Here is a 24,204-nt window from a genome sequence, read left to right on the forward strand (position 1 = left end):
GCCGCCCCCGCCGCCCGGAGCCGATAAACACAGGACCCGCACCATGAAGCTGCCTACCCGAAAACTGATTCCCGTCCTCGCGATCCTGGCCCTGGCCGTCGCCGGCTACTACGGCTGGCGCATGCTGTCCGACACCGGCCCCGGCGCCGGCTTCGTCAGCGGCAATGGCCGCATCGAGGCCACCGAGGTCGACGTCGCCACCAAGCTGGCCGGCCGCGTGCAGGACGTGCTGGTGGCCGAGGGCGACTTCGTCGCCGCCGGCCAGCCGCTGGCCCGCATGCAGATCGACACGCTGCAGGCGCAGCGCGAGGAAGCGCGCGCCCAGCACCAGCAGGCCATCAACAACGCCGCCAGCGCCAGCGCCCAGATCGCGCAGCGCGAGAGCGACAAGCTGGCCGCCGAGGCCGTGGTGGCGCAGCGCGAAAGCGAGCTGGACGCCGCGCGCCGGCGCCTGGCGCGCTCCGAGACGCTGTCCAGGGAAGGCGCCTCGTCGATCCAGGAACTGGATGACGACCGCGCCCGCATGCGCAGCGCGCAGGCCGCCGTCAACGCCGCGCGCGCCCAGGTCAAGGCGGCGCAGGCGGCCATCGACGCGGCCAAGGCGGCCCAGGTGGGCGCCCAGTCCGCGGTCAACGCCGCGCTGGCCACCATCGCCCGCATCGAGGCCGACATCACCGACAGCGAACTGCGCGCGCCGCGCGACGGCCGCGTGCAATACCGCGTGGCGCAGGCCGGCGAAGTGCTGGGCGCGGGCGGCAAGGTGCTGAACATGGTCGACCTGGCCGACGTCTACATGACCTTCTTCCTGCCCGAGCAGGCCGCCGGCCGCGTGGCGCTGGGACAGGACGTGCGCATCGTGCTGGACGCCGCGCCGCAATACGTGATCCCGGCCAAGGTGTCGTTCGTGGCCAGCACCGCGCAGTTCACGCCCAAGACCGTCGAGACCGCCACCGAGCGCCAGAAGCTGATGTTCCGCGTCAAGGCGCAGATCGATCCCGAACTACTGCGGCAGCACCTGCAACAGGTCAAGACCGGCCTGCCCGGCGTGGCCTGGCTGAAGCTGGACGGCGACGCGCAATGGCCCGCCAACCTTGAAGTCAAGGTGCCGTGATGACCGCGACCACGACAGCCTCCCCCGCCCCGGTGGTCAAGCTGTCGGGGGTGACGCTGCGCTATGGCAAGACGCTGGCGCTGGACGACATCTCCCTGGACATCCCCGCCGGCCGCATGGTGGGCCTGATCGGCCCCGACGGCGTGGGCAAGTCGAGCCTGCTGGCGCTGGCCGCCGGGTCGCGCGCGGTGCAGGCCGGCACGGTCGAGGTGCTGGACGGCGACATGGCCAGCAAGGCGCACCGCGACGCGGTCTGCCCGCGCATCGCCTACATGCCGCAGGGCCTGGGCAAGAACCTCTACCCGACCCTGTCGGTGGAAGAGAACCTGCAATTCTTCGGCCGCCTGTTCGGCCACGGCGAGGCCGAGCGCCGCCGCCGCATCGACAGCCTGACGCAAAGCACCGGCATGGCGTCGTTCCTGTCGCGGCCGGCCGGCAAGCTGTCCGGCGGCATGAAGCAGAAGCTGGGCCTGTGCTGCGCGCTGATCCATGACCCCGACCTGCTGATCCTGGACGAGCCCACCACCGGCGTCGACCCGCTGGCGCGGGCGCAGTTCTGGGACCTGATCAACGACATCCGCCGCGACCGCCCCGGCATGAGCGTGATCGTCGCCACCGCGTACATGGACGAGGCCCAGCGCTTCGACTGGCTGATCGCGATGGACGCGGGCCGCGTGCTGGCCACCGGCACGCCGGATGCGTTGCGCCAGCGCACCGGCACCGACACGCTGGAAGCCGCCTTCATCGCGCTGCTGCCCGAGGAAAAGCGGCGCGGCCACAAGCCCGTCGAGATCCCGCCGCTGACGCTGGACGACGACGCCGTCATCGCCATCGAGGCGCGCGACCTGACCATGCGCTTCGGCGACTTCGTCGCGGTCGATCACGTCAACTTCCGCATCCGCAAGGGCGAGATCTTCGGTTTCCTGGGCTCGAACGGCTGCGGCAAGTCCACCACCATGAAGATGCTGACCGGCCTGCTGCCGGCCAGCGAGGGCAAGGCCTGGCTGTTCGGCGCCGAGGTCGACCCGCGCAACATCGACACGCGCCGCCGCGTCGGCTACATGTCGCAGGCGTTCTCGCTGTATGGCGAACTGACGGTGCGGCAGAACCTGGTGCTGCATGCGCGGCTGTTCCACGTTCCCGAGGCCGAGATTCCCGGCCGGGTCGACGAGATGGCGGCGCGCTTCGACCTGGGCGACGTGCTGGACGAACTGCCCGAGAAACTGCCGATGGGCGTGCGCCAGCGCCTGTCGCTGGCGGTCGCGATGGTGCACAAGCCCGAGCTGCTGATCCTGGACGAACCGACCTCGGGCGTGGACCCGGTGGCGCGCGACAATTTCTGGCGCCTGCTGATCGCGCTGGCGCGGCGCGACCAGGTCACCATCTTCATCTCGACCCACTTCATGAACGAGGCGCAGCGCTGCGACCGCATGTCGCTGATGCACGCGGGCAAGGTGCTGGTCAGCGCCGCGCCCGACGAGATCACGCGGATGCGCGGCGCCAGGACGCTGGAAGAGGCCTTCATCGCCTATCTGATCGACGCCGGGGCCGGCACCCAGCCGGGCCAGGCCCAGACAGAGGCGAAAGTGCCCGCGCCGGCCGCCGCCCCGGAGCCACCGGCGCACGAGACCCGCGGCTTCAGCCTGCAGCGCACCTTCAGCTACATGTGGCGCGAGGCGCTGGAACTGCGCCGCGACCCGGTGCGCGCCACGCTGGCGCTGGCCGGCTCGCTGCTGCTGATGTTCGTGATGGGCTTTGGCATCAGCCTGGACGTGGAAGACCTGCGCTACGCGGTGATGGACCGCGACCAGACCACGCTGAGCCAGAACTACAGCCTGAACCTGGCGGGCTCGCGCTATTTCATCGAACAGCCGCCGATCAGCAGTTACCAGGACATGGACGCGCGCATGCGCAGCGGCGAACTGTCGCTGGCGATCGAGATTCCGCAGGGCTTCGCGCGCGACGCCGAGCGCGGCCGCAACGCGCAGGTCGGCGTCTGGATCGACGGCGCCATGCCGCAGCGCGCCGAGACCATCCGCGGCTATGTGCTCGGCATGCACCAGGGCTGGCTGCAGCAGCAGGCGCGCGAACGGCTGGGGGCCGGCGCCACGCAGCAGGTCGGCATCGAGACGCGCTTTCGCTACAACCCGGACGTGCGCAGCCTGCCGGCCATGGTGCCGGCCGTGATCCCGCTGCTGTTGCTGATGATGCCGGCGATGCTGACGGCGCTGGCGGTGGTGCGCGAGAAGGAGCTTGGCTCGATCATCAATCTGTACGTCACGCCGGTGACGCGGCTGGAATTCCTGCTGGGCAAGCAGGCGCCCTACGTGGCGCTGGCGATGCTCAACTTCCTGCTGATGACGCTGCTGGCGGTGACGCTGTTCGGCGTGCCGATCACCGGCAGCTTCCTCACGCTGCTGGCCGCCGCGCTGATCTACAACGTGGTGGCCACCGCCATCGGCCTGCTGGCCTCGACCTTCACCCGCAGCCAGATCGCGGCGCTGTTCTTCACCATGATCGGCACCTTGGTGCCGGCGGTGCAGTTCGCCGGCCTGCTCAACCCGGTGTCGTCGCTGGAAGGCGCCGGCAAGCTGATCGGCCAGGTCTACCCCGCCACCCACATGCTCACGATCAGCCGCGGCGTGTTCAGCAAGGCGCTGGATTTCTCCAACCTGCAGGGCTCGTTCTGGCCCCTGCTCGTCGCGATCCCCGTGATCCTGGGCGCCTCGGTGCTGCTCTTGAAGAAACAGGAGACCTGAACCATGCCGCGACATACCGCCAATATCTTCCGGCTGGGCGTGAAGGAACTGTGGAGCCTGGCGCGCGACCCGATGATGCTGGTCCTGATCTTCGTGTCGTTCACGCTGATGATCTACACGGCCGCCACCGCCGTGCCCGAGTCGCTGCACAACGCCGCGATCGCGGTGGTGGACGAGGACGCCTCGCCGCTGTCGGCGCGCATCACCTCGGCCTTCTACCCGCCGCACTTCACCCGGCCAGAAATGATCACCTCGGCCGAGGCCGACGCCGGCATGGACGCCGGACGCTACACCTTCGCCGTCAACATCCCGCCCAACTTCCAGCGCGACGTGCTGGCCGGCAAGCCGGCCGAGATCCAGCTGAACGTGGACGCCACCCGCATGAGCCAGGCGTTCACCGGCAGCAGCTACATCCAGCAGATCATCACCGACGAGATCAATGAATTCGTCAAGCGCTACCGCAAGCCGACCGAGCTGCCGGTGGACCTGGCCGTGCGCATGCGCTTCAACCCCAATCTGACGCAGGCCTGGTTCGGCAGCCTGATGGAGATCATCAACAACGTCACGATGCTGTCGATCATCCTGACCGGCGCGGCCCTGATCCGCGAGCGCGAGCACGGCACCATCGAGCACCTGCTGGTCATGCCTGTTACACCGACCGAGATCATGCTGGCGAAAGTCTGGTCCATGGGGCTGGTGGTACTGGTGTCGGCTGCGCTATCGTTGACATTCGTCGTGCGTGGCCTGCTGCAGGTGCCGGTCGAGGGATCGGTGGCGCTGTTCCTGGCCGGGGTGGCGCTGCACTTGTTCGCGACCACCTCCATGGGCATCTTCATGGCCACCCTCGCACGCAGCATGCCGCAATTCGGCATGCTGCTGGTGCTGGTGCTGCTGCCGCTGCAGATGCTGTCGGGCGGCACCACGCCGCGCGAGAGCATGCCGGATTTCGTGCAGAACATCATGCTGGCCGCCCCCACCACCCATTTCGTGGAACTCGGCCAGGCCATTCTTTTCCGCGGCGCGGGCTTGAGCGTCGTGTGGCAGCCCTTCCTGGCGCTGGCGCTGATCGGCAGCGTCCTGTTCGCCTTCTCGTTGACCCGATTCCGCAAGACCCTCAGCCAGATGGCGTGAGGCCTGTGCATTCGTTGCCCCTTACCACTCTCTTAAAAGGACGCATGATGAAGAAGACAACCGCCCCCACGCCCCAGGACCTCGCCGGCGCCAACGCCGCCTATTGCCAACGACTGGGCGAGCTGGCGCGCGAAAGCCAGCAGCGCTGGCTGCAGCTGGGCCAGCGCCTGGCCAGCGACGGCACCGGCCAGTACCTGTCGACCCTGGCGCCGCTCAAGCTCGACGGCAACTGGCAGAACATCGCCCCCGCGCTGGGCGAGGTCACGCGCAAGCAATGGCAGTGCCAGCTCGAGGCCAGCCAGGCCATCACCCACGCCGCGCTGGAAGACCAGGCGGCGCTGGCCGCCGGCGTCAGCGAAGCCGTGAGCGGCTGGCTGCGCAACGCCTCGGCCGCGGCCAGCGGCGGCCTGACCGACTCGCCGCTGACACGCATGTGGTCGTCGTATTGCGACCAGATGACCTCGGCCTGCTCGGCCATGCGCGAAGCCAGCCAGTTCGGAGCCCGCCATGGCGACTAAACGCACCGCGCTCATCACAGGCGGCGCGGGCTGCCTGGGCCGCGCCATCGCACGGGCCCTGCACGACGCCGGCCACGACGTCATCGTCACCTGCCATTCCAGCGAAGCGGCCACGCGCGAATGGCTCGACGAAGAGGCGGCCGCCGGCCGCCGCTACGACATGGTCAAGGTCGACGTGGCCGACTACGACGCCTGCCAGGCGCTGGCGCGGCGCCTGGCCGACGACGGCCGCGAGATCGACATCCTGATCAACAACGCCGGCATCACGCGCGACGCCAGCCTGCGCAAGATGAGCTACGAGAACTGGAACGACGTCCTGCGCAGCAACCTGGACTCGATGTTCAACATGACGCAGCCCCTGTGCGGGCCGATGGCCGACCGCGGCTGGGGACGCATCGTCAACATCTCGTCGGTGAACGGCTCCAAGGGCGCCTTCGGGCAGACCAACTATGCCGCGTCGAAAGCCGGCATCCACGGTTTCACCAAGGCGCTGGCGCTGGAGCTGGCCAGGAAGAACGTCACGGTCAACACCGTGTCGCCCGGCTACCTGGCCACGCGCATGGTCAAGGCCGTGCCCGAGGACGTGCTCAAGGAGAAGATCCTGCCGCAGATTCCGCTGGGCCGGCTGGGCGAGCCCGACGAGATCGCCGCGCTGGTGGCGTTCATCTGCAGCGACGCGGCGGCGTTCATGACCGGCAGCAATGTCGCCATGAACGGCGGCCAGCACATGTATTGACGCGCGCCGGGCGACGGGCGGCGGCGCGATGCCGCGTCCCGCGCCCGGCCTGTCGCCCCGCCGGCCTCACGTCGGCGGCGGCGCCAGTTCCTCGACCAGGAAGTCCACCAGCGCGCGCACCTTGGCCACCACGTGACGCCGCGACGGGTACACCGCGTACACGTCCGTCTCCACCGGCGTCCAGTCCGGCAGCACGGCGCGCAACGTGCCGCGCTCCAGGTCGTCGCGCACATACACCCGCGGCACCAGGCTGACGCCGAATCCGGCCCGCAAGGCATCGCACACCGCCAGGCTGGAACTGACCTTGTAGCGGCCGCGCGCCGGGATGCGCTCGACCTGCGCGCCGCGCCGGAAGGTCCATTCGTCCGCATGCCCCGACAGCGTGAAGCGCACGCACTCCAGGCGCCGCAGGTCGGCGGGCTGCGCCGGCTCGCCATGCTGGTCGAAGTACGCCGGCGCGCCGCACAGCACGTGTTCCAGCGCCATCAGCTTGCGCGCCACCAGGCTCGAATCCTCCAGCCGGTCGCTGCCGCGGATGGCCACGTCGAAGCCTTCCTTGACCAGGTCGATGCGGCGGTCCTCCAGATGCAGGTCGAGCGACAGGCGCGGGTAACGCGCCAGGAACCGGGGCATGGCGGCCGACAGCAGCGTCAGACTCAGCGACATCGGCGCGCTGACCCGCAACGTGCCGCCGGGCTCCTGCTGCAGCGGACCCAGCGCCTGCTCGGCGTCGCGCAGATCGTCGAGGATGCGGGCCACCTGCTCGTAGTACTGCCGCCCCGCCTCGGTCAGGCTCATGCGGCGCGTGGTGCGGTTCAGCAGCCGCGCCGCGACGTGCGCCTCGAGCTCGGCGATGTTCTTGCTGACGGCCGCGGGCGACAGGCGCAACTGGCGCGAGGCCGCGGCGAACCCGCCCTGCTCGACCACCTGGCGAAAGACCTTGAGCGCGGTGAGATGATCCATGGGACGGCCCTTTTTTAATTTACTGCCAGTGAATGATGTCGCGACCGGAATCGATATTATCGTTCGATGGCGATTCAATTAGCCTGTCGGTATCGAAGCCGCCGGCCCGCCCTCCCTGGCGCCAGCCGGCCTGAAGGAATCCCGCCATGTCCCGCAGCGCCGACCTGCTCCTGACCGCCGCCGCCCCCGCCATCTGGGGCAGCACCTATGTCGTCACTACCCTGATGCTGCCGCAGGGCTATCCGCTGACGGTGGCGATGCTGCGGGCGCTGCCCGCCGGCCTGCTGCTGTTGCTGGCCGTGCGCCAGCTGCCGCACGGCATCTGGTGGCTGCGCACCGCGATCCTGGGCGCGCTGAACTTCTCCGTGTTCTGGGCGCTGCTGTTCGTGGCCGCCTACCGCCTGCCGGGCGGCGTGGCCGCGACCCTGGGCGCGATCCAGCCGCTGGTCGTGATCCTGCTGGCGCGCGCCTTGCTGGGCACGCCGGTGCGCGGACTGGCGGTGCTGGCGGCGCTGGCCGGCATCGGCGGCGTGGCGCTGCTGGTGCTCGGCCCCAAGGCGGCGCTGGATCCGGTGGGCGTGGCCGCCGGACTGGCCAGCGCCGCGTCGATGGCGCTGGGCACGGTGCTGAGCCGCCGCTGGCTGCCGCCGGTGTCGGCGCTGACCTTCACTTCGTGGCAGCTGACGGCGGGCGGCGTGCTGCTGCTGCCGGTGGCGCTCCTGGCCGAACCCGCGCTGCCGCCGGTGACCGCGCTCAACGTGCTGGGTATCGCCTACCTGGGGCTGATCGGCGCGGCGCTGACCTACGTGATCTGGTTCCGCGGCATCGCGCGCCTGGAGCCCGCCGTGGTGTCGTCGCTGGGCTTCCTGAGTCCGGTCTCGGCGGTGCTGCTGGGCTGGGCCCTGCTCGACCAGCGCCTGAGCGCGGCGCAGATGGCCGGCATGGCGATCGTGGTGGGCAGCGTGTGGTTGAGCCAGCGGGCGCAGCGCCGCGCGACGCTCACTGGCGCAGGCGCTCCAGCAGGAAATCCACAAACGTCCGCACCCGCAGCGACACGTGGCGCACATGGGGATAAAGCAGGGTGAATGCGCGCGAAGCGCCGCCGAATGCCTGCATGACTTCAACCAGATCGCCGCGCCGCAGGTCTTCCCGTACCGAGAAGCGATAGGCCTGGAACAATCCGGCGCCATGGCGCGCCAGGCTGACCCCGCCCAGCACGTCGCCCGAACAGCTGGTGCCGCCTGCCGTCGGCACCTCGATCTGTCGGCCATCGCGCATGAAGATCCAGGGAATGTTGCGACCGGTGCTGGGCAGTTCGAACTGGATGCAGTCGTGCTCCCGCAGATCGTCCAGGGTGCGCGGCGTGCCCGCCCGCCGCAAATAGCCGGGCGCGGCGACCAGCACCATCTCCGCGTCCTCGAGCTTGCGCGCCACCAAATTGGAATCGGGCGGCAGGCGTCCCCGGATCGCCAGGTCGTAGCCTTCCTCGGCAAAGTCGATGTTGCGGTTGCTGATGTGGACATCGACCTGCACCAGCGGGTAGCGCTGGCGGAACTCGCCCAGCAGCGGCAGCACGCGATGATGCGCGTAAGGCGTGGGCAGGCTGATGCGCAGCTTGCCGGCCGGCTCGGCCTGCTGGCCGGTGACTTCGCGCTCTGCTTCGTTCAGCAGGGCCAGGGCCGAACGGCATTGCTCCATGTAGCGCTGGCCCGCCGCGGTCAGGCGGATCTGCCGCGTGGTGCGCACGAACAAGCGCACGCCCAGCCGTTCTTCGAGCCGCGACACCGACCGGCTGACCGCGGCCGGCGTCACCCCGGCGGCATTGGCGGCGGCGGTGAAACTCTGCAGTTCGGCCGCCAGGCAGAACAGTTCGACACTGCCCAGCATCAGGTCTTCGAAACGGCGTTGCATGGCAGGCCCCTATTCATTACACGGTGTATTCATTGATTTGATATTTGGTGTGTTTATCACGTTTCGAGTCATAAGTAGAGTGGCGCTACCCCCTCTTATCTCGGAGTCCACACATGTCCAAGCAACCCAAGACCATCATCGTGACCGGCGCCTCCAGCGGCATCGGCCTGGCCATCGCCCGCGCCTATCTGGAGCGCGGCGACAACGTCGTGGGCAATGCCCGCAGCGCCGAGCGCCTGGCGCAGGCCGCCCGCCAGCTGGGCAATCCGCCGCGTTTCCTGGGCGTGGCCGGCGACATCGGCCACCCCGACACCGCGCGCGCCCTGTTCGACCGCGCCACGCAGGCCTTTGGCAAGGTCGACGTGCTCGTCAACAATGCCGGCATCTTCATCGCCAAGCCGCTGGGTGAATACACCCCCGACGACGCCGACGCGCTGTTCGGCACCAATCTCAAGGGCTTCTTCTACCCGTCGCAGCAAGCCGCCGCCCACATGGCCGCCCACGGCGGCGGGCACATCGTCAACATCACCGCCAGCATCGCGCTGCAGCCGCAGCAGCAGGTGCCGGCGCTGCTGCCGGTGCTGGTCAAGGGCGGCCTGAACCAGGCGACGCAGGCGCTGGCGCTGGAACTGGCGCCGCACAATATCCGCGTCAACGCCGTCGCCCCGGGTATCATCGAAACGCCCATGCATGACGGCGGCGACACGGATTTCCTGGACCGCCTGTCGCCGTCCGGCCGCCGCGGACACACCAGCGACGTGGTCGATGCGGTGCTGTACCTGACCGACTCGTCGTTCACGTCCGGCGCCATCGTCCCCGTCGACGGTGGCGCCGCGGCCGGCCGCTGGTAAGCCCGTTGACCCGCCCCGCCGGCGCGCGCGCCGGCCTATCCCGCATCGAGGAATCCGCATGCCTTACATCAACATCCAGATCACCCGCGAAGGCGCCACGCGCGAGCAGAAAGCCGAGCTGATCAAGGGCGCCACCGACCTGGTGGTGCGCGTGCTCGGCAAGGACCCGCAAGCCACGTTCGTGGTCATCGAGGAAGTCGACACAGACAGTTGGGGCGTCGGTGGCGAAACCGTCACGGCGCTGCGCCAACGGCAACGCGCCGCGCCATCGACTTGAACGGTCCGACCTGGCGCCGGGTGCACTCTCCAGCCGGCCGGATCAAGCGGCGCAGCTTCATTGCTGCGCCGCTTTTTTTGTAACGCCATGATCTGGCCCTTTCATGCCGTTGACGCGGTTTCCCCTGTGGCGATGCGGTCCCGGATCCACCCACGCCCCAAACTGATCCGCTTTTTTCAGCGTCGTCTGAATCTGTACTGCACAGCGCCGCCGGCCTATCTTGGCGCTACAGGCATCGGCCTGTCCGCGCACGCCGCCCGTTGGCGGCAGGATCGCGCGGGCCTTGAAGTCAGGAATCACCCGCCATGGATAGCGACGCGTTACTGCTTGCCCGAATACAGTTCGGATTCACCATTTCCTTCCACATCATCTTTCCGGCCATCACCATCGGCCTGGCCAGCTACCTGGCCGTGCTCGAAGGTTGCTGGCTGCGCACCCGCAACACCGTCTACCGCGACCTCTACCACTTCTGGACCAAGATCTTCGCCGTCAACTTCGGCATGGGCGTGGTGTCCGGACTGGTGATGGCGTACCAGTTCGGCACCAACTGGAGCTTCTTTTCCGATTTCGCCGGCAGCGTCACCGGGCCCCTGCTGGCCTACGAAGTGCTGACCGCGTTTTTCCTGGAGGCCGGCTTTCTCGGCGTGATGCTGTTCGGCTGGTCGCGCGTGGGCCCGGGCCTGCACTTCTTCTCGACCATCATGGTGGCGCTGGGCACGCTGGTGTCGGCCACCTGGATCCTGGCGTCCAACAGCTGGATGCAGACCCCCGCGGGCTACGAGATCCTGGACGGCCGCGTGGTGCCGACCGACTGGCTGGCGGTGATCTTCAACCCCTCGTTTCCCTATCGCCTGGCGCACATGGGCATCGCCGCATTCCTGGCCACCGCGCTGATGGTGGGCGCGTCCGGCGCCTGGCACCTGCTGCGCGGCGACCGCAGCCCGGCGGTGAAAAAGATGTTCGCGATGGCGATGGCCATGCTGGCGATCTCGGCGCCGCTGCAGGCGGTGGTGGGCGACTTCCACGGCCTGAACACGCTCAAGCACCAGCCCGCCAAGATCGCCGCGATCGAGGGCCATTGGGACAACGAACCGGGCGCGGGCGTGCCGCTGACGCTGTTCGGCATTCCCGACATGGAACGCGAAGAGACCCGCTACGCGCTCAACGTGCCGCGCCTGGGCAGCCTGATCCTCACGCACAGCTGGGACGGCCAGTTCCCCGGCCTGAAGTCGTATCCGCGCGAGGACCGGCCCAACGCCACCGTGGTGTTCTGGTCGTTCCGCGTGATGGCGGGGCTGGGCATGCTGATGATCCTGCTGGCGGCCTGGGCGCTGTGGGCGCGCTGGCGCGGCCGGCTGTACCAGTCGCGCGCGCTGCAGCGCTTCGCGCTGTGGATGGGGCCGTCCGGGCTGGTGGCCATCCTGGCCGGCTGGTACGTGACCGAGATCGGCCGCCAGCCCTGGGTCGTCTATGGCGTGATGCGCACGGCCGACGCCGCCACCCGCCACGGCCTGGGCGAACTGACGCTGACGCTGGCGCTGTTCGTGGCGGTGTACCTGTTCGTGTTCGGCGCCGGCGTGTCGTACATGCTGCGCCTGATCCGCATGGGACCGACGCCGGCGCCCGGCCACGCGCCGCTGTCCGGCGGCCCGGGCGAACCGCGCCAGCCGTCGCGGCCGCTTTCGGCCGCCTCCACCTCGGCGGACGCCCCGTCCGCGCAACCTGGATTCAAAGGAGCCTGACGCCATGGGCATCGACCTTGCATTGATATGGGCCGTCATCATCCTGTTCGGCGTGATGATGTACGTGGTGATGGACGGCTTCGACCTGGGCATCGGCATCCTCTTTCCGCTGATCGCCGACGCCGAGGAGCGCGACGCCATGGTCAACACCGTCGCCCCCGTGTGGGACGGCAACGAGACCTGGCTGGTGCTGGGCGGCGCGGGGCTGCTGGCCGCGTTTCCGCTGGCGTACTCGGTGATCCTGAGCGCGCTGCACCTGCCGCTGGTGTTCATGCTGCTGGGGCTGATCTTCCGCGGCGTGGCGTTCGAGTTCCGCTTCAAGGCCGACCCGCGCCACCGCGCGCTGTGGGACCGCGCCTTCGTGCTGGGCTCGCTCTGCGCCACCTTCTTCCAGGGCGTGACGCTGGGCGCCTACATCGAAGGCATCCCGGTGGTCGACCGCGTCTACCAGGGCGGGCCGTGGGACTGGATCAGCCCGTTCTCGCTGTTCACCGGCGCGGGCCTGGTGGTGGCGTACGCGCTGCTGGGCTGCACCTGGCTCATCATGAAGACCGAGGGCCGCCTGCATCGCCACATGTGCGCGCTGGCGCGGCCGCTGACGCTGGCGCTGCTGGCGGTGATCGCCGCGCTCAGCCTGTGGACGCCGCTGGCGCAGCCGCATATCGCGCAGCGCTGGTTCAGCCTGCCCAACATGTTCTGGTTCCTGCCGGTGCCGCTGCTGGTGGCGGCCGCCGGCATCGACCTGATGCGCCGCGTGCGCGGCGCGCCGGCCGCGGGGCCGTTCGTGCTGGCGCTGTGCCTGGTGTTCCTGGGCTACAGCGGCCTGGGCATCAGCATCTGGCCCGCCGTGATTCCGCCGGACGTGTCGATCTGGACCGCGGCCGCGCCGCCGCAGAGCCTGGGCTTCGCCCTGGTCGGCGCGCTCGCCATCATTCCGATTATCCTGATGTACACCGCCTGGTCCTATTACGTGTTCCGCGGCAAGGTGCGCACCGGCGAGGCGTTTCACTGATGGCCGCGCCGACCTCCCTGCCCTCCTGGCGCAGCCGGCTGCTGTGGCTGCTGTTGATCTGGGCCGGCGGCGTGGCGTCGCTGGGCCTGGCCGCGGGCGCGCTGCGGCTGGTGATGCGCGCCATCGGCATGTCGACCTGAACCGCCGTCTTCCCCGGATCCCCTCATGAAGCGCTATGAACGGTTGACCGAAGAAATCACCGCCTCGATCCTGTCGGGCCTGCTGCAGGCGGGCGACCGGCTGCCCTCGGTGCGCCAGACCAGCGCCAGCCGCGGCGTCAGTCCGTCGACGGTGTTCAAGGCCTACTACCTGCTGGAAGCGCGCGGCCTGATCCGCGCGCGCGACCGCTCGGGCTACTACGTGCTGCGCGCCTCGCAGGCCGCGCTGCCCGAGCCCGACGACCTGTCCAGCGCCGCCGCGGGCCGCCATCCCGTCGATGTCAGCGACAACGTGCTGCAGGTGCTCAACGCCACCTTGCGGCGCGACATGCTGCCGTTCGGCTCGGCCTTTCCCAGCCCGTCGCTGCTGCCCTATGGCCGGCTGGCGCGCTACATGGCGACCACGGTGCAGCAGCTGGACCCGTGGGGCTCCATCGACGATCTCAGCCCCGGCGACCCGGCCCTGCGCCGCGCCATCGCCCTGCGCTACCTGGCCGACGGCCTGACGGTGCCGGTGGACGACATCATCATCACCAACGGCGCGCTCGACGCGCTCAACCTGTGCCTGAGCGCGGTCACGCGGCCCGGCGACGCGGTGATCGTGGAATCGCCCACGTTCTATGCCGCGCTGCAGTCGCTCGAACGCAACCAGCTGCACGCCATCGAGGTGGCCACGCATCCGCGCGAAGGCATCGACCTGCAGGCGCTGGAACAGGCCATCGTGCAACACCAGCCGCGCGCCTGCTGGCTGATGACGACCTTCCAGAATCCGCTCGGCAGCCTCATGCCCGAGGCCAAGAAGGAAGCGCTGGTCAGGCTGCTGACGCGCCACGGCGTGGCGCTGATCGAGGACGACGTCTACGGCGAACTGTATTTCGGCGCCAACCGGCCGCGGCCGGCCAAGGCCTTCGATGCCGACGGCATGGTGATGCACTGCTCGTCGTTCTCGAAGACGCTGGCGCCGGGCTACCGAGTCGGCTGGGTCGCGGCCGGGCGCTACACCCGCGCCATCATGCGCAACAAGCTCACCACCAGCCTGGCCACCGCCGCGCCGACACAGGCGGCGATTGCCGCCTACCTGGCCCAGGGCGGCTACGACCGCCACCTGCGCCAGTTCCGCCAGACGCTGGCCTTGCAGCAAGGCGAGATGCTGCAGGCGGTGGCGCGCTACTTTCCCAAGGGCACGCGCGCAACGCGGCCGCTGGGCGGCTACTTCACCTGGGTCGAACTGCCCGCGCACATCGACACCTTGCGCCTGCATCGCGCGGCGCTGGACCACGGCATCAGCATCGCGCCAGGGCCGCTGTTTTCATCGTCCGGCGCGTTCGGCAACTTCCTGCGATTGAATTGCGGCCACCCCTGGAACGCGGAAATGGAGCAAGGCATGGCGACACTCGGCAAGCTCATGGCGACATGAAATCCGCCATATTGATACAGATGGAAACCCCGCCCCGGCGCCCATCCCTTAGAGTGCGAAGCCTTCAACATCAGGACGGTGCCGCGTCGCGGCGCGTTGCTCATGACGGCTTCCTTTCCCCGTGTTCTACCGCGCCATGCGCTGGGTTGCTACCTCGGCGCGGCCGCGCTGCTGTACCTGTTCAGCGCGCAGCTGCTGGCCATCATTGACATCTGGCTGCTGCCGCGCGGCCTGCTGGTCGAGATGCTGCGCTATCGCGCCATGTGGCTGGTCTTCTTCCTGACGCTGCCCACCGTGGGCTACCTGCTGTGGCGCGGTTCGGACCTGGTCGCCTGGTGGCGCGCGCCCGCCGCCCTGACGCTGGATGACCGCGCGCTGCACCTGGGCGCACGCACGGTGGCGTTCAGCGACATCGCATCGCTGCGTCATCGACACAATCGCGATCATCTGCTGCTCACGCTGGCCAACGGCGAACGCGTGCGCTTGCGCCTGGCTATCTGGGAAGGCGCCGACGAACTGCTGGAGCTTCTGGACGCGCGCGTCGGCGGCGATCTCGAAGCCGACGCCCGGCGCCGCATCGATGCCGGCGCCACCGTCGCCTTCGGCGCCCTCGGCATGAACGCGGCCGGGCTGGTGCACAAGGGCCAGCAGATTCCGTGGACGGCGATCGACACGATCCGCACGCAGTCCGACAGCGAGGGCATGGAGACCGACGAAACGCTGATCATCGTCGCGCGGGGCAAGACCCACAAGATCGACCGCTCCCGCATCGACAACGAGCCGGTGATGCTGGCCTGTCTGCAGCGCTACCTTCCCGCCGCCTGACTCCGACATCCGCCCTTCGCGGCGGCCCCTCCTTCCCACCACGCAGCCTCGACATGGAAATCTACAGCTCCGCCTCGCACCAAGCCCAAACGCTGGCCGACCGTCCGGTGTACTACTCGCGCAACCGCCTCATCGCCGGCGCCATCATCTGGACGGTGGGCGCGGTGGCGTTCGGCGCCCTGGCCGCCCGCGCCCGCGGCAATCTCGGCGGCATGGCGTTCTTCGCGGCCATCGCCGCCATCGGCGTATGGCTGGTGATCCGCTGCCTGATGCGCGCCTTCGGCCCGGCCCAGCCGGTGTTCACCTTCACCCGCGAAGGCTTGCGGGTGAAGGACGGCACGGTCATCCCGTGGCAGGCGATCAACGAGAACACCTACGTCAACCAGACCTACGTCGGCATCCCCACCGCCCGCCAGATCCAGTTGAAGACCTCGCTGCCGAACCGCAAGCGCGTGCTGATCCAGGCGATGGCGCTGGAGATCAGCGGCGACGAATACCTGGCCTTGTGCGACGCCTACCAGGCGCGCTGAACGGCCAGCCAACGCGCTTCTAGCGGACAAAGGCCCACGGGGGCTTGTCCGCCTCGCGCCTCAATTGGCGGTCGCGCCGGAGTCCTTGACCGCCTGCGCCCACGCCGCGATCTCCTGGCCGATGAACGCGGTGAACGCGGCGGTATGCAAGTTCGACGCCTGCGCGCCCTCTTCCATCAGACGCTGCCTGACCGCCGGCGCCGCCAGCGCGCCGCCCAGGGCCTCATTCAGCCGCGCCACCACCGCCTCCGGGGTGCCCGCTGGCGCCACCACGCCATGCCACGACAGCGCCTGGAAGCCCGCCAGGCCTGATTCCGCCATGGTCGGGATCTCGGGCAACGCCGGCGAGCGCTGCGGCGAGGTCACCGCCAGCGCGCGCAGCGTGCCTGCCTTCACGTGCGGCAGCACGCCCGGAATCGTCGTGAACATGAAGTCGATCTGGCCGCCGATCAAATCGGTGATGGCCGGGCTGCCGCCCTTGTACGGCACATGCGTGAACTGCAGGCCGGCGGCGCGCTTGAACATCTCGCCGGCCAGGTGGCCCGGCGTGCCGGCCCCGGCCGATCCCATGTTGCTGCGATCGCCCCGCGCCTTGACGTAAGCGATCAGCTCGGACACGGTGGCGGCCTTCACGTTGGGACCGACCACCAGCACGTTGGGCACGGTGGCCAGCAGCGTGACCGGCGTGAAGTCCCTGACGGCGTCATACGAAATGCGCGAGTACAGCGACGGGTTGATGCCATGCGTGCTGGCGGTCGCCAGCAGCAGCGTATAGCCATCGGGCGCGGCCGATGCCACCTGCTTGGCGGCGATGGTGCCGTTGGCGCCCCCCTTGTTGTCGATCACGATGGTCTGCCCCAGCGTCTTCGCCGCCTCGGCCGCCACCGTGCGGGCCAGGATGTCGGAGGTGCCGCCGGCCGAATGCGGCACGACCAGCGTGATGGGCTTGGCGGGATAGGTCTGCGCGTGCGCGGCCGGCAGGGCCGGCAGCAGACAGGCGGCGGCGAATGCCGCATGGGCAAGGCGATAAGGGAACATGCGAGTCTCCTGAGGATATTGGAATCGCGGCGCCTTCGAGGACGCCGTCATGCGCTGGCCGGCCGGGCGGTGGCCGCCGCGCGGCTCAATCGGCGCCCAACCGCAACTTGTCGGGCTGCCGCTTTTCGATCGCCCACTTCAACAGCGCGGCCGAGCGATAGATGCCATGGGCGAACTTGCCGTAGGGCAGGGTCAGGAACAGCGCCATCACCACGCCCAGGTGCACCGCCAGCAGCAGCGCCATGGCGCCGGTATCGCGGCCGGCCAGCAGCGCCAGGCCGGTGGCGCTGGTCAGGAACAGCAAAGCGATGAAGCCCCGGTCCATCGGCTTCTGCGCCGCGTCGCCCTGCAGCGGATGGCGTTTCAGGTTCAGCCACAGCAGGCCCGCCGGCCCGATCAACAGGCCGATGCCGCCCGCCGTGCCCAGCAGCACCGGCGCGCTCCAGAACGGATACGGCGCCTGCTGCCCCAGCAGGTAGTGATACAGCGTGGCCACGCAGGTGGCGGCGAAGCACAGCATGAAGCCGTAGAACGTGAAGTGGTGAAAGCGCCTGCGCCACGGCGTGAAGGCGTCATCGGCGTTGTTGCAACCCTGGCCGTGGCCGCCATCCAGGTAGCACAGGCGCAGCGCATCGTGCGCGGCCTCGGCCACCGCCGCGCCGCTGGCCGCGCCGGGGCTGACATCGCGCCAGAAGCGCGCCGCGCCGATGCCCAGCGCCAGCATGGCGCAGCCGAACACCGCGCCGAACATCAGCGCCAGCGTGTTGTGCGGAAACACCGCGTAGAAATTGCCCGCCAGCGGCGCGTGGAACAGGCCGCCCGTCAGCATCACCGTCAACGCCAGGAACAACGCCAGCCCCGCCGCCGTGGCCAGCGACAGCGTCAGCCCGTTGCGCTGGTACAGCTTGCCCAGCGCGGCCGGAAACGCGTATTCGGTATAGGTCTGCAATCGCACCTTGGCCATGGCTTGCGGCACGTTCACCGCGAACTCGTGCGGCGGCGCGTACTGGCAGGCGTGCAGACAGGCGCCGCAGTTGTGGCACAGGTTGGCCAGGTAGTTCAGGTCGGCCTTGCCGAACTCCAGCCGCCGCGTCATGGCCGGAAACACGGCGCAGAAGCCTTCGCAGTAGCGACAGGCGTTGCAGATCTGCATGACGCGCGCCACCTCGGTTTCGTCCGGGCTGAGCACGGCGGCGCCACGGCCATGCCAGCGCACCGGCTGTTCGATCATCGCCGGGGCCGGCTGCGCGAACGATTGGGCCTCGCGGGCCAGGGTCTCAAGCTGCCGCATGCGATGCTCCTGCGTGATGCGATTGGCGCGCGGCGGCCGCGGCGCGGGTGCCGGCGATGCGGCCAAAGGCGGTGCCGATGGACATGCCCACGCCCGCCGTGTAGCCCTTGCCCAGCACATTGCCGGCCATCATCTCGCCCGCCACGAACAGGTTGTCGCTGGGCACGCCGTTGAAACGGACCGCGGCGGTCTCATCCACTTTCAGGCCCAGATAGGTGAACGTGATGCCGGGCCGCAGCGCGTAGCCGTAGAACGGCGCGGTGTCGATGGGCCGGGCCCAGTGCGTCTTGGCGGGCGCCAGGCCCTCGGTGCGGCAGTCGTCCAGCGTCGTGTGGTCGAAGGTGCCGGTTCTACAGGCCTGGTTGTATTCGCGGAGGGTGCGCTCGAACGCCACGGGGTCCAGCCCCAGCCGCCGCCCCAGTTCCGGCACGGAATCGGCGGTGACGCCCGGAAACACCGGTGGCATGAAGCGGCCGACGGCCTTGGCGTCGATGATGGAATAGGCGATCTGCCCCGGCTGCATGGCGGTCAGGCGGCCCCAGATGGCGTAGCGCTTGGGCCAGAAATCCTCGCCCTCGTCGTAGAAGCGTTGCGCGTCGCGGTTGACCACCACGCCCAGCGAGACGCAGTCGATGCGGGTGCAGATGCCGCCGTCGTACAGCGGCGCGCGCGCGTCGATCGCCACGCAGTGCGACTGCGACGGATCGCCGATGCGGTCGGCGCCCGCGTCCAGCATGAACTTGAGCAGCACGCCCTGGTTGTAGCGGGTGCCGCGGATGAGGAAGTTGTCGGCCGGCCATTCGCCGCGCTCGTTCTGGCCCCACGCCTCACGCAGCCAGTCGCGGTTGGACTCGAAACCGCCGGCCGCCAGCACACAGGCGCGCGCCTCGATGCGCTCGGCGCCGATGCGGGCGGCCTTGAAGCGGCCGTTCTCCAGTTCCAGCGCGTCCACCGGCGCGCCGTAGCGGATGCGCACGCCCAGGGCCTCGGCGCTGCGGTAATAGGCGTTCACCAGCGCCTTGCCGCCGCCCATGAAGAAGGCGTTGGTGCGGGCCACGTGCAGCGCGCCCGACAGCGGCGGCTGGAAATGGACGCCATGGCGCCGCATCCAGTCGCGACAGGTGGCGGACGCGCGGATCACCAGCCGCGCCAGCTTTTCGTCGGTCTGGCCGCCGGTGACCTTGAGCAGGTCCTGCCAGTATTCCTCTTCCGGATAGGCGTCCACCAGCACGTCCTGCGGCGCGTCGTGCATGCAGCGCAGGTTGCGCGTGTGCTGCGAATTGCCGCCGCGCCATTCGCGCGGCGCGGCCTCCAGCAGCAACACGCTGGCGCCGGCCTCGCGCGCCATCAGGGCCGCGCACAGCGCCGCATTGCCCCCGCCCACCACCAATACATCGACCATGTCTTCGTTCCCGGATCAAGGAACGGACTGTAGGCCGGCGCCGCGCGCCGCGATATCAGCGCGGCGTCAACGGGTCTTCATGATTCGTGAAGGGTGCGGCCTCCGATCCGGCCGCGTGCAACGTCGTCACCGCCCACCTGCCGTCGCGCGCCAGGGTGCGCGACACGTCCGCCAGCACCAGGCGCGCGGCCAGCGCGGCGGGCGACAGCTCGTCATCCGACAGGCTGGCCAGCAGGTTGGGCCGGAACAGGTCGGCGTCGTCGATCCGCGCCATGGCCAGCTGCCCCGGCGCGATGCGCGCGGTGGCCGAACTGGGCTGGATGGTGGCGGCATAGCCCAGTTGCACCACGTCCATCAGCAGCGCCAGGCCATCGACCTCGGCCACCACGCGCGGCGTCAGGCCGCGTTGCTGGAACGCCTGGCTGACCAGGGCGCGCAGCCCGTGGCGGCCGCTGGGCAGCACCAGCGGCAGGCCGGCGATGGCCTCCAGGCGGGTGGTGGGGCCGGCGGGCAGGCCGGCCATGCCGCGCCCGGCGCACAGGTACAGCGGCTCGTCCAGCAGCGGCATCACGCTCCAGCGGCGCGCCGCCTCGGCGTGGAACACGACGGCCAGGTCGAGCTGGCGGCCGTTGAGCATGTCGGCCAGGTGGCCCGACAGCGCCTCGACCAGATGCAGGCGGATATCCGGATAGCGCTGGTTCATGGCCTGCACGAACGGCGCCCCCAGGATGGACGCGGTGGTGGACGACAGGCCGACGCTGACATGGCCGGCCAGGCGCGCCTGCTGCGCGGCGTCGACGGCGTCGTCGGCATGGCGCAGCGCGAGCTGGGCCTGGCGGAAGAACGCCAGCCCCGCGTCGGTCGGCACCACGCCGCTGGCGCTGCGTTGCAGCAGCCGCGTGGCCAGCTCGCCTTCGAGCCGGCTGATCTGCTGGCTGAGCGCGGAGGTCACCATGCCCAGCGACATCGCCGCGCGGCCGATGCTGCCGGCTTCGACGACGCGGACGAAATAACGAAGCTGGCGCAGTTCCATGGCGGGCCCGGACGAAGGATGACCCGCCGATTGTAGGACGCGGGGCAAGCCGGCCGCTCGCCCCGCCACGCCTCAGTAGCGCGCGTCCTTCGGCTTCTTGCCGTCCGGCCAGTCCTTCTCCTTGGGCGGGAAGTCCGGCCGCGGCATGTGGGTGAAGTACTCGGCCACGTCGACCGCGTCCTGGTCGGACAGCACCGCGCCCTCGCCCCAGTTGCCATGGGTGTTGACCCCCATCGGCATGCTGTTGCGGATGAAGGCCGCCGCCTTGTAGGTGCGGGCCAGCCCGGCGCCGATGTTGAACGATTCGTCGCCCCACAGCGGCGGGAACACGATGTTGCCGGCGCCGTCGCGCTTGCCCTCGCCGTTGGCGCCGTGGCAGGCCGCGCACTGCGCCGCGTACAGGGTCTTGCCGCGCGCCGAATCAGGCACCAGCTTGGTGTCGATGGGCCAGGCGTTCTTGATCTGCACCTGGGCGCCATGCGGCACATCCTGCGCCAGCCACTTCATGTAGGCCAGCATCGCCGCCATTTCGGGCGAGGCCTTGTCCAGCGGCTTGCCGTTCATCGAGCGTTGGAAACAGCCGTTGATGCGGTCCGCCAACGTCACTTCGCGGCCCGCGCGCGGGTTGAACTGCGGGAACGAATTGACCGAATTGATGTACGGCGCGCCCAACGGCTTCTTGCCCTGCTGCACGTGGCAGCTGCTGCAGTTGAGGCTGGCGCCGGTGTTGTTCGGCAGCAGCCGGCGGGTTTCGTTGAGCAGGCGCTGGCCGTAGCGGATCTGCTCGGCGTTGGGCTCCTTGTCGATCAGGGTGTCGGACGGAATGGTGTAGTCGGCCAACCGCCTGCCGTCCTTGTCGAGCACGGCGAAGGTCTTGGGCTCGCCCGCCGGCGCGGGCGGAGCCGCCAGCGCGGCCAGGCCGCCGCCCGCCATCAGCGCCACCGCGGCGGCGATCTTGTACAGCTTATTCATGCTTGCCTCCCGACACGATGTTCGGCTTCTTGCTGGCCAGGAAGCCGCGGATGTGAGCGACCTCGTCGCTGGCGATCGGCGGCGCCTGGTTGGTCCAGGCCGTGCGGATGAAGTTGATGACGTCGGTGATGTCCTGGTCGCTCAGGTGGTTGAAGCGCGGCATCGCGAAGGCCATGGCGTCATGGTCGTTGGCGGGCATCTTGCCGCCTTCCAGGGTGATCTGGATGATCGACTGCGGGTTCTGCGCGAAGATCGCGGAGTTGCCCGCCAGCGCCGGGAAGATGCGCGCCATGCCCTGGCCGTCGGCCCGGTGGCAAATGACGCAATGCTCCATGTAGATCACCGCGCCGCGCGAGTCGTAGCGGCCGGCCAGCAGCGACGCGGTGGTGTTGTCCGCCTTGGCGGGGAATACCGGCGCCTTGCCCGGCACCGGTGGCAGCTGCTTCAGGTAGGCCGCGATGCTGGCCAGGTCGTCATCGGTGAAATAACGCGTGCTGTGCTCGACCACGTCGGCCATGGCGCCGAACACCGCCACCCGGTCGGTGCGGCCGGTCTTCAGGAACAGCGCGATATCGGCCGCGCTCCAGGAGGCCAGGCCGCGGGCCTCGCCACGCAGGCTCTTGGCGCGCCAGCCGTCGATCACGGCGCCCGACAGGAAGGCGTCGCCGTCGGCCATCGACAGCGCCTTTTCCTGGTAGGCCAGGCCGCGCGGCGTGTGGCAGGCGCCGCAGTGGCCCGGGCCTTCCACCAGGTAGGCGCCGCGCTTGACCTGCTCGTCGGCGCCCGCCGGCGCGGCGAAGTCGCGCTTGCCGGCGAACAGCAGCTGCCACCAGGCCATGGGCCAGCGCATGTTCAGGGGCCACGGGATAGTCGAATCGGCGCTGGGCTTGGCGACCGGCGCGACGTCGGCCATGAAGTAGGCGTAGAGCGCCTGGATGTCGCGGTCGGGCATGATGGCGTACGACGGATACGGCATGGCCGGATAGAGCGCCGCGCCGTCCTTGCGGATGCCGTACTGCACCGCGTTCTTGAAATCGGCGTAGCTGTAGGCGCCGATGCCGCTGGCCTTGTCGGGCGTGATATTGGACGAATAGATGGTGCCGACCGGCGTCTGCATCGCCAGGCCGCCCGCGAAGGGCTTGTCGCCCGGCACGCTATGACAGGCGACACAGTCGGCGGTGCGCGCGATATAGGCGCCGGCTTCGGCCAGCCGGCGGTCCTGCGGATCGACGCTGGCCGTGGTGTCCGTCTTGCGGCTGGCGGTCAGCAGATGGGCGCCGCCGATGCCGCCGCCTATCCCCAGCAGCGCCACCAGCGCCACCGCCTTGATCCCGAAATGCTTCATTTGACCCTCCGTTGCGTGCCGGGCAGCGCGCACGTCGGGTGTTCGTACTGCGTCGTCCAGCTTATGGAGGCAGCTTACGCTTTTAAGTAATAAACATATTACCGAAAAGCATGAAAGTATCGGGGTTGTTTGACCCGGCGCAAACAGGCCGAATCTTGGAGACTCGTTAACACGAGAATAGTCCGGTGTTGGGCCAATTTTGCCGGGACCGGCGGGGCGTCAGGCCCCGGCCGTCCCCGGCGCACACCGCCCGTCAGGCCGGAATCGTCAGACCCTTGGCCACCGCCGGACGCGCCACGAAGGCCTCCAGCACGCGCGCGACGTTCTTGAATTGCGAGAACTCGACCAGCTCGCCGGCGCCGTAGAAACCGACCAGATTGCGCACCCACGGCAGGATGGCGATGTCGGCGATGGTGTACTGGTCGCCCATGACCCAGTCGCGGCCTTCCAGGCGCTTGTCCAGCACGCCCAGCAGGCGCTTGGATTCGGCCACGTAGCGGTCGCGCGGACGCTTGTCCTCGTAGTCCTTGCCGGCGAACTTATGGAAAAAGCCCAACTGGCCGAACATCGGGCCGATGCCGCCCATCTGGAACATCACCCATTGCAGGGTCTCGTAGCGCCCGGCGGTGTCGGCGGGGATGAACTGGCCGGTCTTGCTGGCCAGGTAGATCAGGATGGCGCCGGACTCGAACAGCGCCAGCGGCTTGCCGTCCGGCCCATTGGGATCGAGGATGGCGGGGATCTTGTTGTTCGGGCTGAGCGACAGGAATTCCGGCGAGAACTGGTCCTGCGTATCGAAACTGACCCGGTGCGGCTCATACGGCAGGCCCAGCTCTTCCAGCAGGATCGACACCTTGACGCCATTGGGCGTGGGCAGCGAATACAGCTGGATGCGGTCGGGATGCTGGGCGGGCCATTTCCGGGTGATGGCGAACGAGTCGAGGGAAGACATGCGGGGGAGCTCCTGGAGATCCGGTGGCGATGAGGGGTGGCGATCGTGGCGGGTGCGGCCTCTGGCCGGCGCCCCGCGGCGCGTCGGGCAAATGTAGCGCAAATCACCCACCGGCAAGCGCCTTGTGGCCGCGCCGCGGGCACTCGCGCTGCAACGGTCTGTTCCAGGGAAAACCGCGCCGTCGGCAGGGGATTCCGGCCGGCGGCGGCGGCCCGCCGCCCCGCGCGCCG

At 69.2% G+C, this 24,204-nt stretch carries 24 protein-coding genes; 14 read left to right on the plus strand and 10 right to left on the minus strand.

All coding sequences use genetic code 11. The features are described 5' to 3' along the window. Positions 1 to 43: 43 nt before the first annotated feature. Genes AOZ53_RS31135 through phbB form a run of 5 tightly spaced genes read left to right on the plus strand, consistent with a single transcriptional unit; the run spans position 44 to position 6,255 of the window. Positions 44 to 1,111, plus strand: a complete 1,068-nt coding sequence (locus AOZ53_RS31135; protein WP_054460401.1) for an HlyD family secretion protein — start codon at positions 44 to 46, stop codon at positions 1,109 to 1,111. Continuing rightward, the gene (rbbA, locus tag AOZ53_RS31140; protein ID WP_054490816.1) at positions 1,111 to 3,870 is read left to right on the plus strand and encodes a ribosome-associated ATPase/putative transporter RbbA; all 2,760 of its coding nucleotides are present in this window, start codon (positions 1,111 to 1,113) and stop codon (positions 3,868 to 3,870) included. Before AOZ53_RS31135 ends, rbbA begins: the two co-directional genes overlap by 1 nt. Before the next feature lie 3 nt (positions 3,871 to 3,873). Further along, a complete protein-coding gene (locus AOZ53_RS31145; protein WP_054429027.1) occupies positions 3,874 to 5,001 on the plus strand; it encodes an ABC transporter permease in 1,128 nt (375 codons plus the stop codon). A gap of 44 nt (positions 5,002 to 5,045) precedes the next feature. Then, on the plus strand, positions 5,046 to 5,519 hold the full coding sequence (locus AOZ53_RS31150) for a hypothetical protein (protein ID WP_054429028.1): 474 nt from the start codon (positions 5,046 to 5,048) through the stop codon (positions 5,517 to 5,519). Then, positions 5,509 to 6,255: an acetoacetyl-CoA reductase gene (phbB, locus tag AOZ53_RS31155; protein WP_054429029.1), complete on the plus strand. Its 747-nt coding sequence runs from the start codon at positions 5,509 to 5,511 to the stop codon at positions 6,253 to 6,255. Before AOZ53_RS31150 ends, phbB begins: the two co-directional genes overlap by 11 nt. 66 nt (positions 6,256 to 6,321) lie before the next feature. On the opposite strand, the gene AOZ53_RS31160 is transcribed toward phbB, so the two are convergent. After that, a complete protein-coding gene (locus tag AOZ53_RS31160) occupies positions 6,322 to 7,218 on the minus strand; it encodes a LysR family transcriptional regulator (RefSeq protein WP_054490818.1) in 897 nt (298 codons plus the stop codon). A 146-nt stretch (positions 7,219 to 7,364) separates the two neighbouring features. Here AOZ53_RS31160 and AOZ53_RS31165 point away from each other — a divergent pair, with 146 nt between their 5' ends. Beyond that, positions 7,365 to 8,303: an EamA family transporter gene (locus tag AOZ53_RS31165; RefSeq protein ID WP_054490820.1), complete on the plus strand. Its 939-nt coding sequence runs from the start codon at positions 7,365 to 7,367 to the stop codon at positions 8,301 to 8,303. Here AOZ53_RS31165 and AOZ53_RS31170 read toward each other — a convergent pair. Further along, the gene (locus AOZ53_RS31170; RefSeq protein ID WP_054429032.1) at positions 8,218 to 9,129 is read right to left on the minus strand and encodes a LysR family transcriptional regulator; all 912 of its coding nucleotides are present in this window, start codon (positions 9,127 to 9,129) and stop codon (positions 8,218 to 8,220) included. The genes AOZ53_RS31165 and AOZ53_RS31170 overlap by 86 nt on opposite strands. Before the next feature lie 113 nt (positions 9,130 to 9,242). Here AOZ53_RS31170 and AOZ53_RS31175 point away from each other — a divergent pair, with 113 nt between their 5' ends. Continuing rightward, positions 9,243 to 9,980: an SDR family NAD(P)-dependent oxidoreductase gene (locus AOZ53_RS31175; protein WP_054429034.1), complete on the plus strand. Its 738-nt coding sequence runs from the start codon at positions 9,243 to 9,245 to the stop codon at positions 9,978 to 9,980. A gap of 58 nt (positions 9,981 to 10,038) precedes the next feature. Next, positions 10,039 to 10,257, plus strand: a complete 219-nt coding sequence (locus AOZ53_RS31180) for a tautomerase family protein (RefSeq protein WP_054429037.1) — start codon at positions 10,039 to 10,041, stop codon at positions 10,255 to 10,257. Between the two features lie 57 nt (positions 10,258 to 10,314). On the opposite strand, the gene AOZ53_RS34895 is transcribed toward AOZ53_RS31180, so the two are convergent. Further along, positions 10,315 to 10,557 (minus strand): hypothetical protein, encoded by a 243-nt coding sequence (locus tag AOZ53_RS34895; protein WP_197286551.1) that lies wholly within the window; start codon positions 10,555 to 10,557, stop codon positions 10,315 to 10,317. Between the two features lie 5 nt (positions 10,558 to 10,562). Here AOZ53_RS34895 and AOZ53_RS31185 point away from each other — a divergent pair, with 5 nt between their 5' ends. The 6 genes from AOZ53_RS31185 to AOZ53_RS31205 all read left to right on the plus strand — a co-directional run bounded on the left by AOZ53_RS31185 (position 10,563) and on the right by AOZ53_RS31205 (position 15,941). Then, the gene (locus AOZ53_RS31185; RefSeq protein ID WP_054490822.1) at positions 10,563 to 11,999 is read left to right on the plus strand and encodes a cytochrome ubiquinol oxidase subunit I; all 1,437 of its coding nucleotides are present in this window, start codon (positions 10,563 to 10,565) and stop codon (positions 11,997 to 11,999) included. A gap of 4 nt (positions 12,000 to 12,003) precedes the next feature. Next, positions 12,004 to 13,011 (plus strand): cytochrome d ubiquinol oxidase subunit II, encoded by a 1,008-nt coding sequence (cydB, locus tag AOZ53_RS31190; RefSeq protein ID WP_054429041.1) that lies wholly within the window; start codon positions 12,004 to 12,006, stop codon positions 13,009 to 13,011. Beyond that, entirely contained in the window at positions 13,011 to 13,151 is a 141-nt protein-coding gene (locus tag AOZ53_RS33985) for a DUF2474 family protein (RefSeq protein WP_080977493.1), read from the plus strand. The genes cydB and AOZ53_RS33985 overlap by 1 nt, the downstream gene beginning before the upstream one ends. A 25-nt stretch (positions 13,152 to 13,176) precedes the next feature. Next, a complete protein-coding gene (locus AOZ53_RS31195) occupies positions 13,177 to 14,586 on the plus strand; it encodes an aminotransferase-like domain-containing protein (RefSeq protein ID WP_054490823.1) in 1,410 nt (469 codons plus the stop codon). Positions 14,587 to 14,688: 102 nt separating this feature from the next. After that, positions 14,689 to 15,411 carry a hypothetical protein gene (locus AOZ53_RS31200; protein ID WP_054490825.1) on the plus strand — a complete coding sequence of 241 codons (723 nt, stop codon included), beginning with the start codon at positions 14,689 to 14,691 and terminating at the stop codon, positions 15,409 to 15,411. Between the two features lie 53 nt (positions 15,412 to 15,464). Next, positions 15,465 to 15,941, plus strand: a complete 477-nt coding sequence (locus tag AOZ53_RS31205) for a hypothetical protein (RefSeq protein WP_054474708.1) — start codon at positions 15,465 to 15,467, stop codon at positions 15,939 to 15,941. Positions 15,942 to 16,001: 60 nt separating this feature from the next. Here AOZ53_RS31205 and AOZ53_RS31210 read toward each other — a convergent pair whose 3' ends face one another. From AOZ53_RS31210 to AOZ53_RS31240, 7 genes are all read right to left on the minus strand, one after another. Beyond that, positions 16,002 to 16,979, minus strand: coding sequence for a Bug family tripartite tricarboxylate transporter substrate binding protein (locus AOZ53_RS31210; RefSeq protein WP_054490827.1), 978 nt, complete (start codon positions 16,977 to 16,979; stop codon positions 16,002 to 16,004). 85 nt (positions 16,980 to 17,064) lie between these two features. Continuing rightward, positions 17,065 to 18,270: a tricarballylate utilization 4Fe-4S protein TcuB gene (gene tcuB, locus AOZ53_RS31215; protein WP_054490832.1), complete on the minus strand. Its 1,206-nt coding sequence runs from the start codon at positions 18,268 to 18,270 to the stop codon at positions 17,065 to 17,067. Next, positions 18,257 to 19,672: an FAD-dependent tricarballylate dehydrogenase TcuA gene (gene tcuA, locus AOZ53_RS31220; RefSeq protein ID WP_054490829.1), complete on the minus strand. Its 1,416-nt coding sequence runs from the start codon at positions 19,670 to 19,672 to the stop codon at positions 18,257 to 18,259. The genes tcuB and tcuA overlap by 14 nt, the downstream gene beginning before the upstream one ends. Positions 19,673 to 19,727: 55 nt before the next feature. Next, complete coding sequence (locus AOZ53_RS31225; RefSeq protein WP_054490831.1) at positions 19,728 to 20,705, minus strand: LysR family transcriptional regulator; 978 nt, start codon at positions 20,703 to 20,705, stop codon at positions 19,728 to 19,730. A 72-nt stretch (positions 20,706 to 20,777) separates the two neighbouring features. Continuing rightward, a complete protein-coding gene (locus AOZ53_RS31230) occupies positions 20,778 to 21,677 on the minus strand; it encodes a c-type cytochrome (RefSeq protein WP_054474710.1) in 900 nt (299 codons plus the stop codon). After that, a complete protein-coding gene (locus tag AOZ53_RS31235; RefSeq protein WP_054474711.1) occupies positions 21,670 to 23,022 on the minus strand; it encodes a c-type cytochrome in 1,353 nt (450 codons plus the stop codon). Before AOZ53_RS31235 ends, AOZ53_RS31230 begins: the two co-directional genes overlap by 8 nt. Before the next feature lie 253 nt (positions 23,023 to 23,275). Further along, positions 23,276 to 23,974, minus strand: coding sequence for a glutathione S-transferase N-terminal domain-containing protein (locus AOZ53_RS31240; RefSeq protein WP_054429060.1), 699 nt, complete (start codon positions 23,972 to 23,974; stop codon positions 23,276 to 23,278). Positions 23,975 to 24,204: the final 230 nt, after the last annotated feature.

The organism is Achromobacter sp. 2789STDY5608621 (genome assembly GCF_001299375.1).
Lineage (GTDB): Bacteria > Pseudomonadota > Gammaproteobacteria > Burkholderiales > Burkholderiaceae_B > Achromobacter > Achromobacter insuavis.

What these genes read in the sequence shown, in the direction of transcription:
- AOZ53_RS31185 (WP_054490822.1), top strand. Translation starts at nt 10,563, where the DNA reads ATGGATAGCGACGCGTTACTGCTTGCCCGAATACAGTTCGGATTCACC.
- AOZ53_RS31240 (WP_054429060.1), bottom strand. Translation starts at nt 23,974, where the DNA reads ATGTCTTCCCTCGACTCGTTCGCCATCACCCGGAAATGGCCCGCCCAG.
- AOZ53_RS31180 (WP_054429037.1), top strand. Translation starts at nt 10,039, where the DNA reads ATGCCTTACATCAACATCCAGATCACCCGCGAAGGCGCCACGCGCGAG.
- AOZ53_RS31165 (WP_054490820.1), top strand. Translation starts at nt 7,365, where the DNA reads ATGTCCCGCAGCGCCGACCTGCTCCTGACCGCCGCCGCCCCCGCCATC.
- AOZ53_RS31225 (WP_054490831.1), bottom strand. Translation starts at nt 20,705, where the DNA reads ATGGAACTGCGCCAGCTTCGTTATTTCGTCCGCGTCGTCGAAGCCGGC.
- tcuA (WP_054490829.1), bottom strand. Translation starts at nt 19,672, where the DNA reads ATGGTCGATGTATTGGTGGTGGGCGGGGGCAATGCGGCGCTGTGCGCG.
- AOZ53_RS31230 (WP_054474710.1), bottom strand. Translation starts at nt 21,677, where the DNA reads ATGAATAAGCTGTACAAGATCGCCGCCGCGGTGGCGCTGATGGCGGGC.
- AOZ53_RS31205 (WP_054474708.1), top strand. Translation starts at nt 15,465, where the DNA reads ATGGAAATCTACAGCTCCGCCTCGCACCAAGCCCAAACGCTGGCCGAC.
- AOZ53_RS31195 (WP_054490823.1), top strand. Translation starts at nt 13,177, where the DNA reads ATGAAGCGCTATGAACGGTTGACCGAAGAAATCACCGCCTCGATCCTG.
- tcuB (WP_054490832.1), bottom strand. Translation starts at nt 18,270, where the DNA reads ATGCGGCAGCTTGAGACCCTGGCCCGCGAGGCCCAATCGTTCGCGCAG.
- AOZ53_RS31170 (WP_054429032.1), bottom strand. Translation starts at nt 9,129, where the DNA reads ATGCAACGCCGTTTCGAAGACCTGATGCTGGGCAGTGTCGAACTGTTC.
- AOZ53_RS33985 (WP_080977493.1), top strand. Translation starts at nt 13,011, where the DNA reads ATGGCCGCGCCGACCTCCCTGCCCTCCTGGCGCAGCCGGCTGCTGTGG.
- AOZ53_RS31150 (WP_054429028.1), top strand. Translation starts at nt 5,046, where the DNA reads ATGATGAAGAAGACAACCGCCCCCACGCCCCAGGACCTCGCCGGCGCC.
- AOZ53_RS31135 (WP_054460401.1), top strand. Translation starts at nt 44, where the DNA reads ATGAAGCTGCCTACCCGAAAACTGATTCCCGTCCTCGCGATCCTGGCC.
- AOZ53_RS31235 (WP_054474711.1), bottom strand. Translation starts at nt 23,022, where the DNA reads ATGAAGCATTTCGGGATCAAGGCGGTGGCGCTGGTGGCGCTGCTGGGG.
- AOZ53_RS31200 (WP_054490825.1), top strand. Translation starts at nt 14,689, where the DNA reads ATGACGGCTTCCTTTCCCCGTGTTCTACCGCGCCATGCGCTGGGTTGC.
- AOZ53_RS31175 (WP_054429034.1), top strand. Translation starts at nt 9,243, where the DNA reads ATGTCCAAGCAACCCAAGACCATCATCGTGACCGGCGCCTCCAGCGGC.
- AOZ53_RS31160 (WP_054490818.1), bottom strand. Translation starts at nt 7,218, where the DNA reads ATGGATCATCTCACCGCGCTCAAGGTCTTTCGCCAGGTGGTCGAGCAG.
- cydB (WP_054429041.1), top strand. Translation starts at nt 12,004, where the DNA reads ATGGGCATCGACCTTGCATTGATATGGGCCGTCATCATCCTGTTCGGC.
- AOZ53_RS31210 (WP_054490827.1), bottom strand. Translation starts at nt 16,979, where the DNA reads ATGTTCCCTTATCGCCTTGCCCATGCGGCATTCGCCGCCGCCTGTCTG.
- rbbA (WP_054490816.1), top strand. Translation starts at nt 1,111, where the DNA reads ATGACCGCGACCACGACAGCCTCCCCCGCCCCGGTGGTCAAGCTGTCG.
- phbB (WP_054429029.1), top strand. Translation starts at nt 5,509, where the DNA reads ATGGCGACTAAACGCACCGCGCTCATCACAGGCGGCGCGGGCTGCCTG.
- AOZ53_RS31145 (WP_054429027.1), top strand. Translation starts at nt 3,874, where the DNA reads ATGCCGCGACATACCGCCAATATCTTCCGGCTGGGCGTGAAGGAACTG.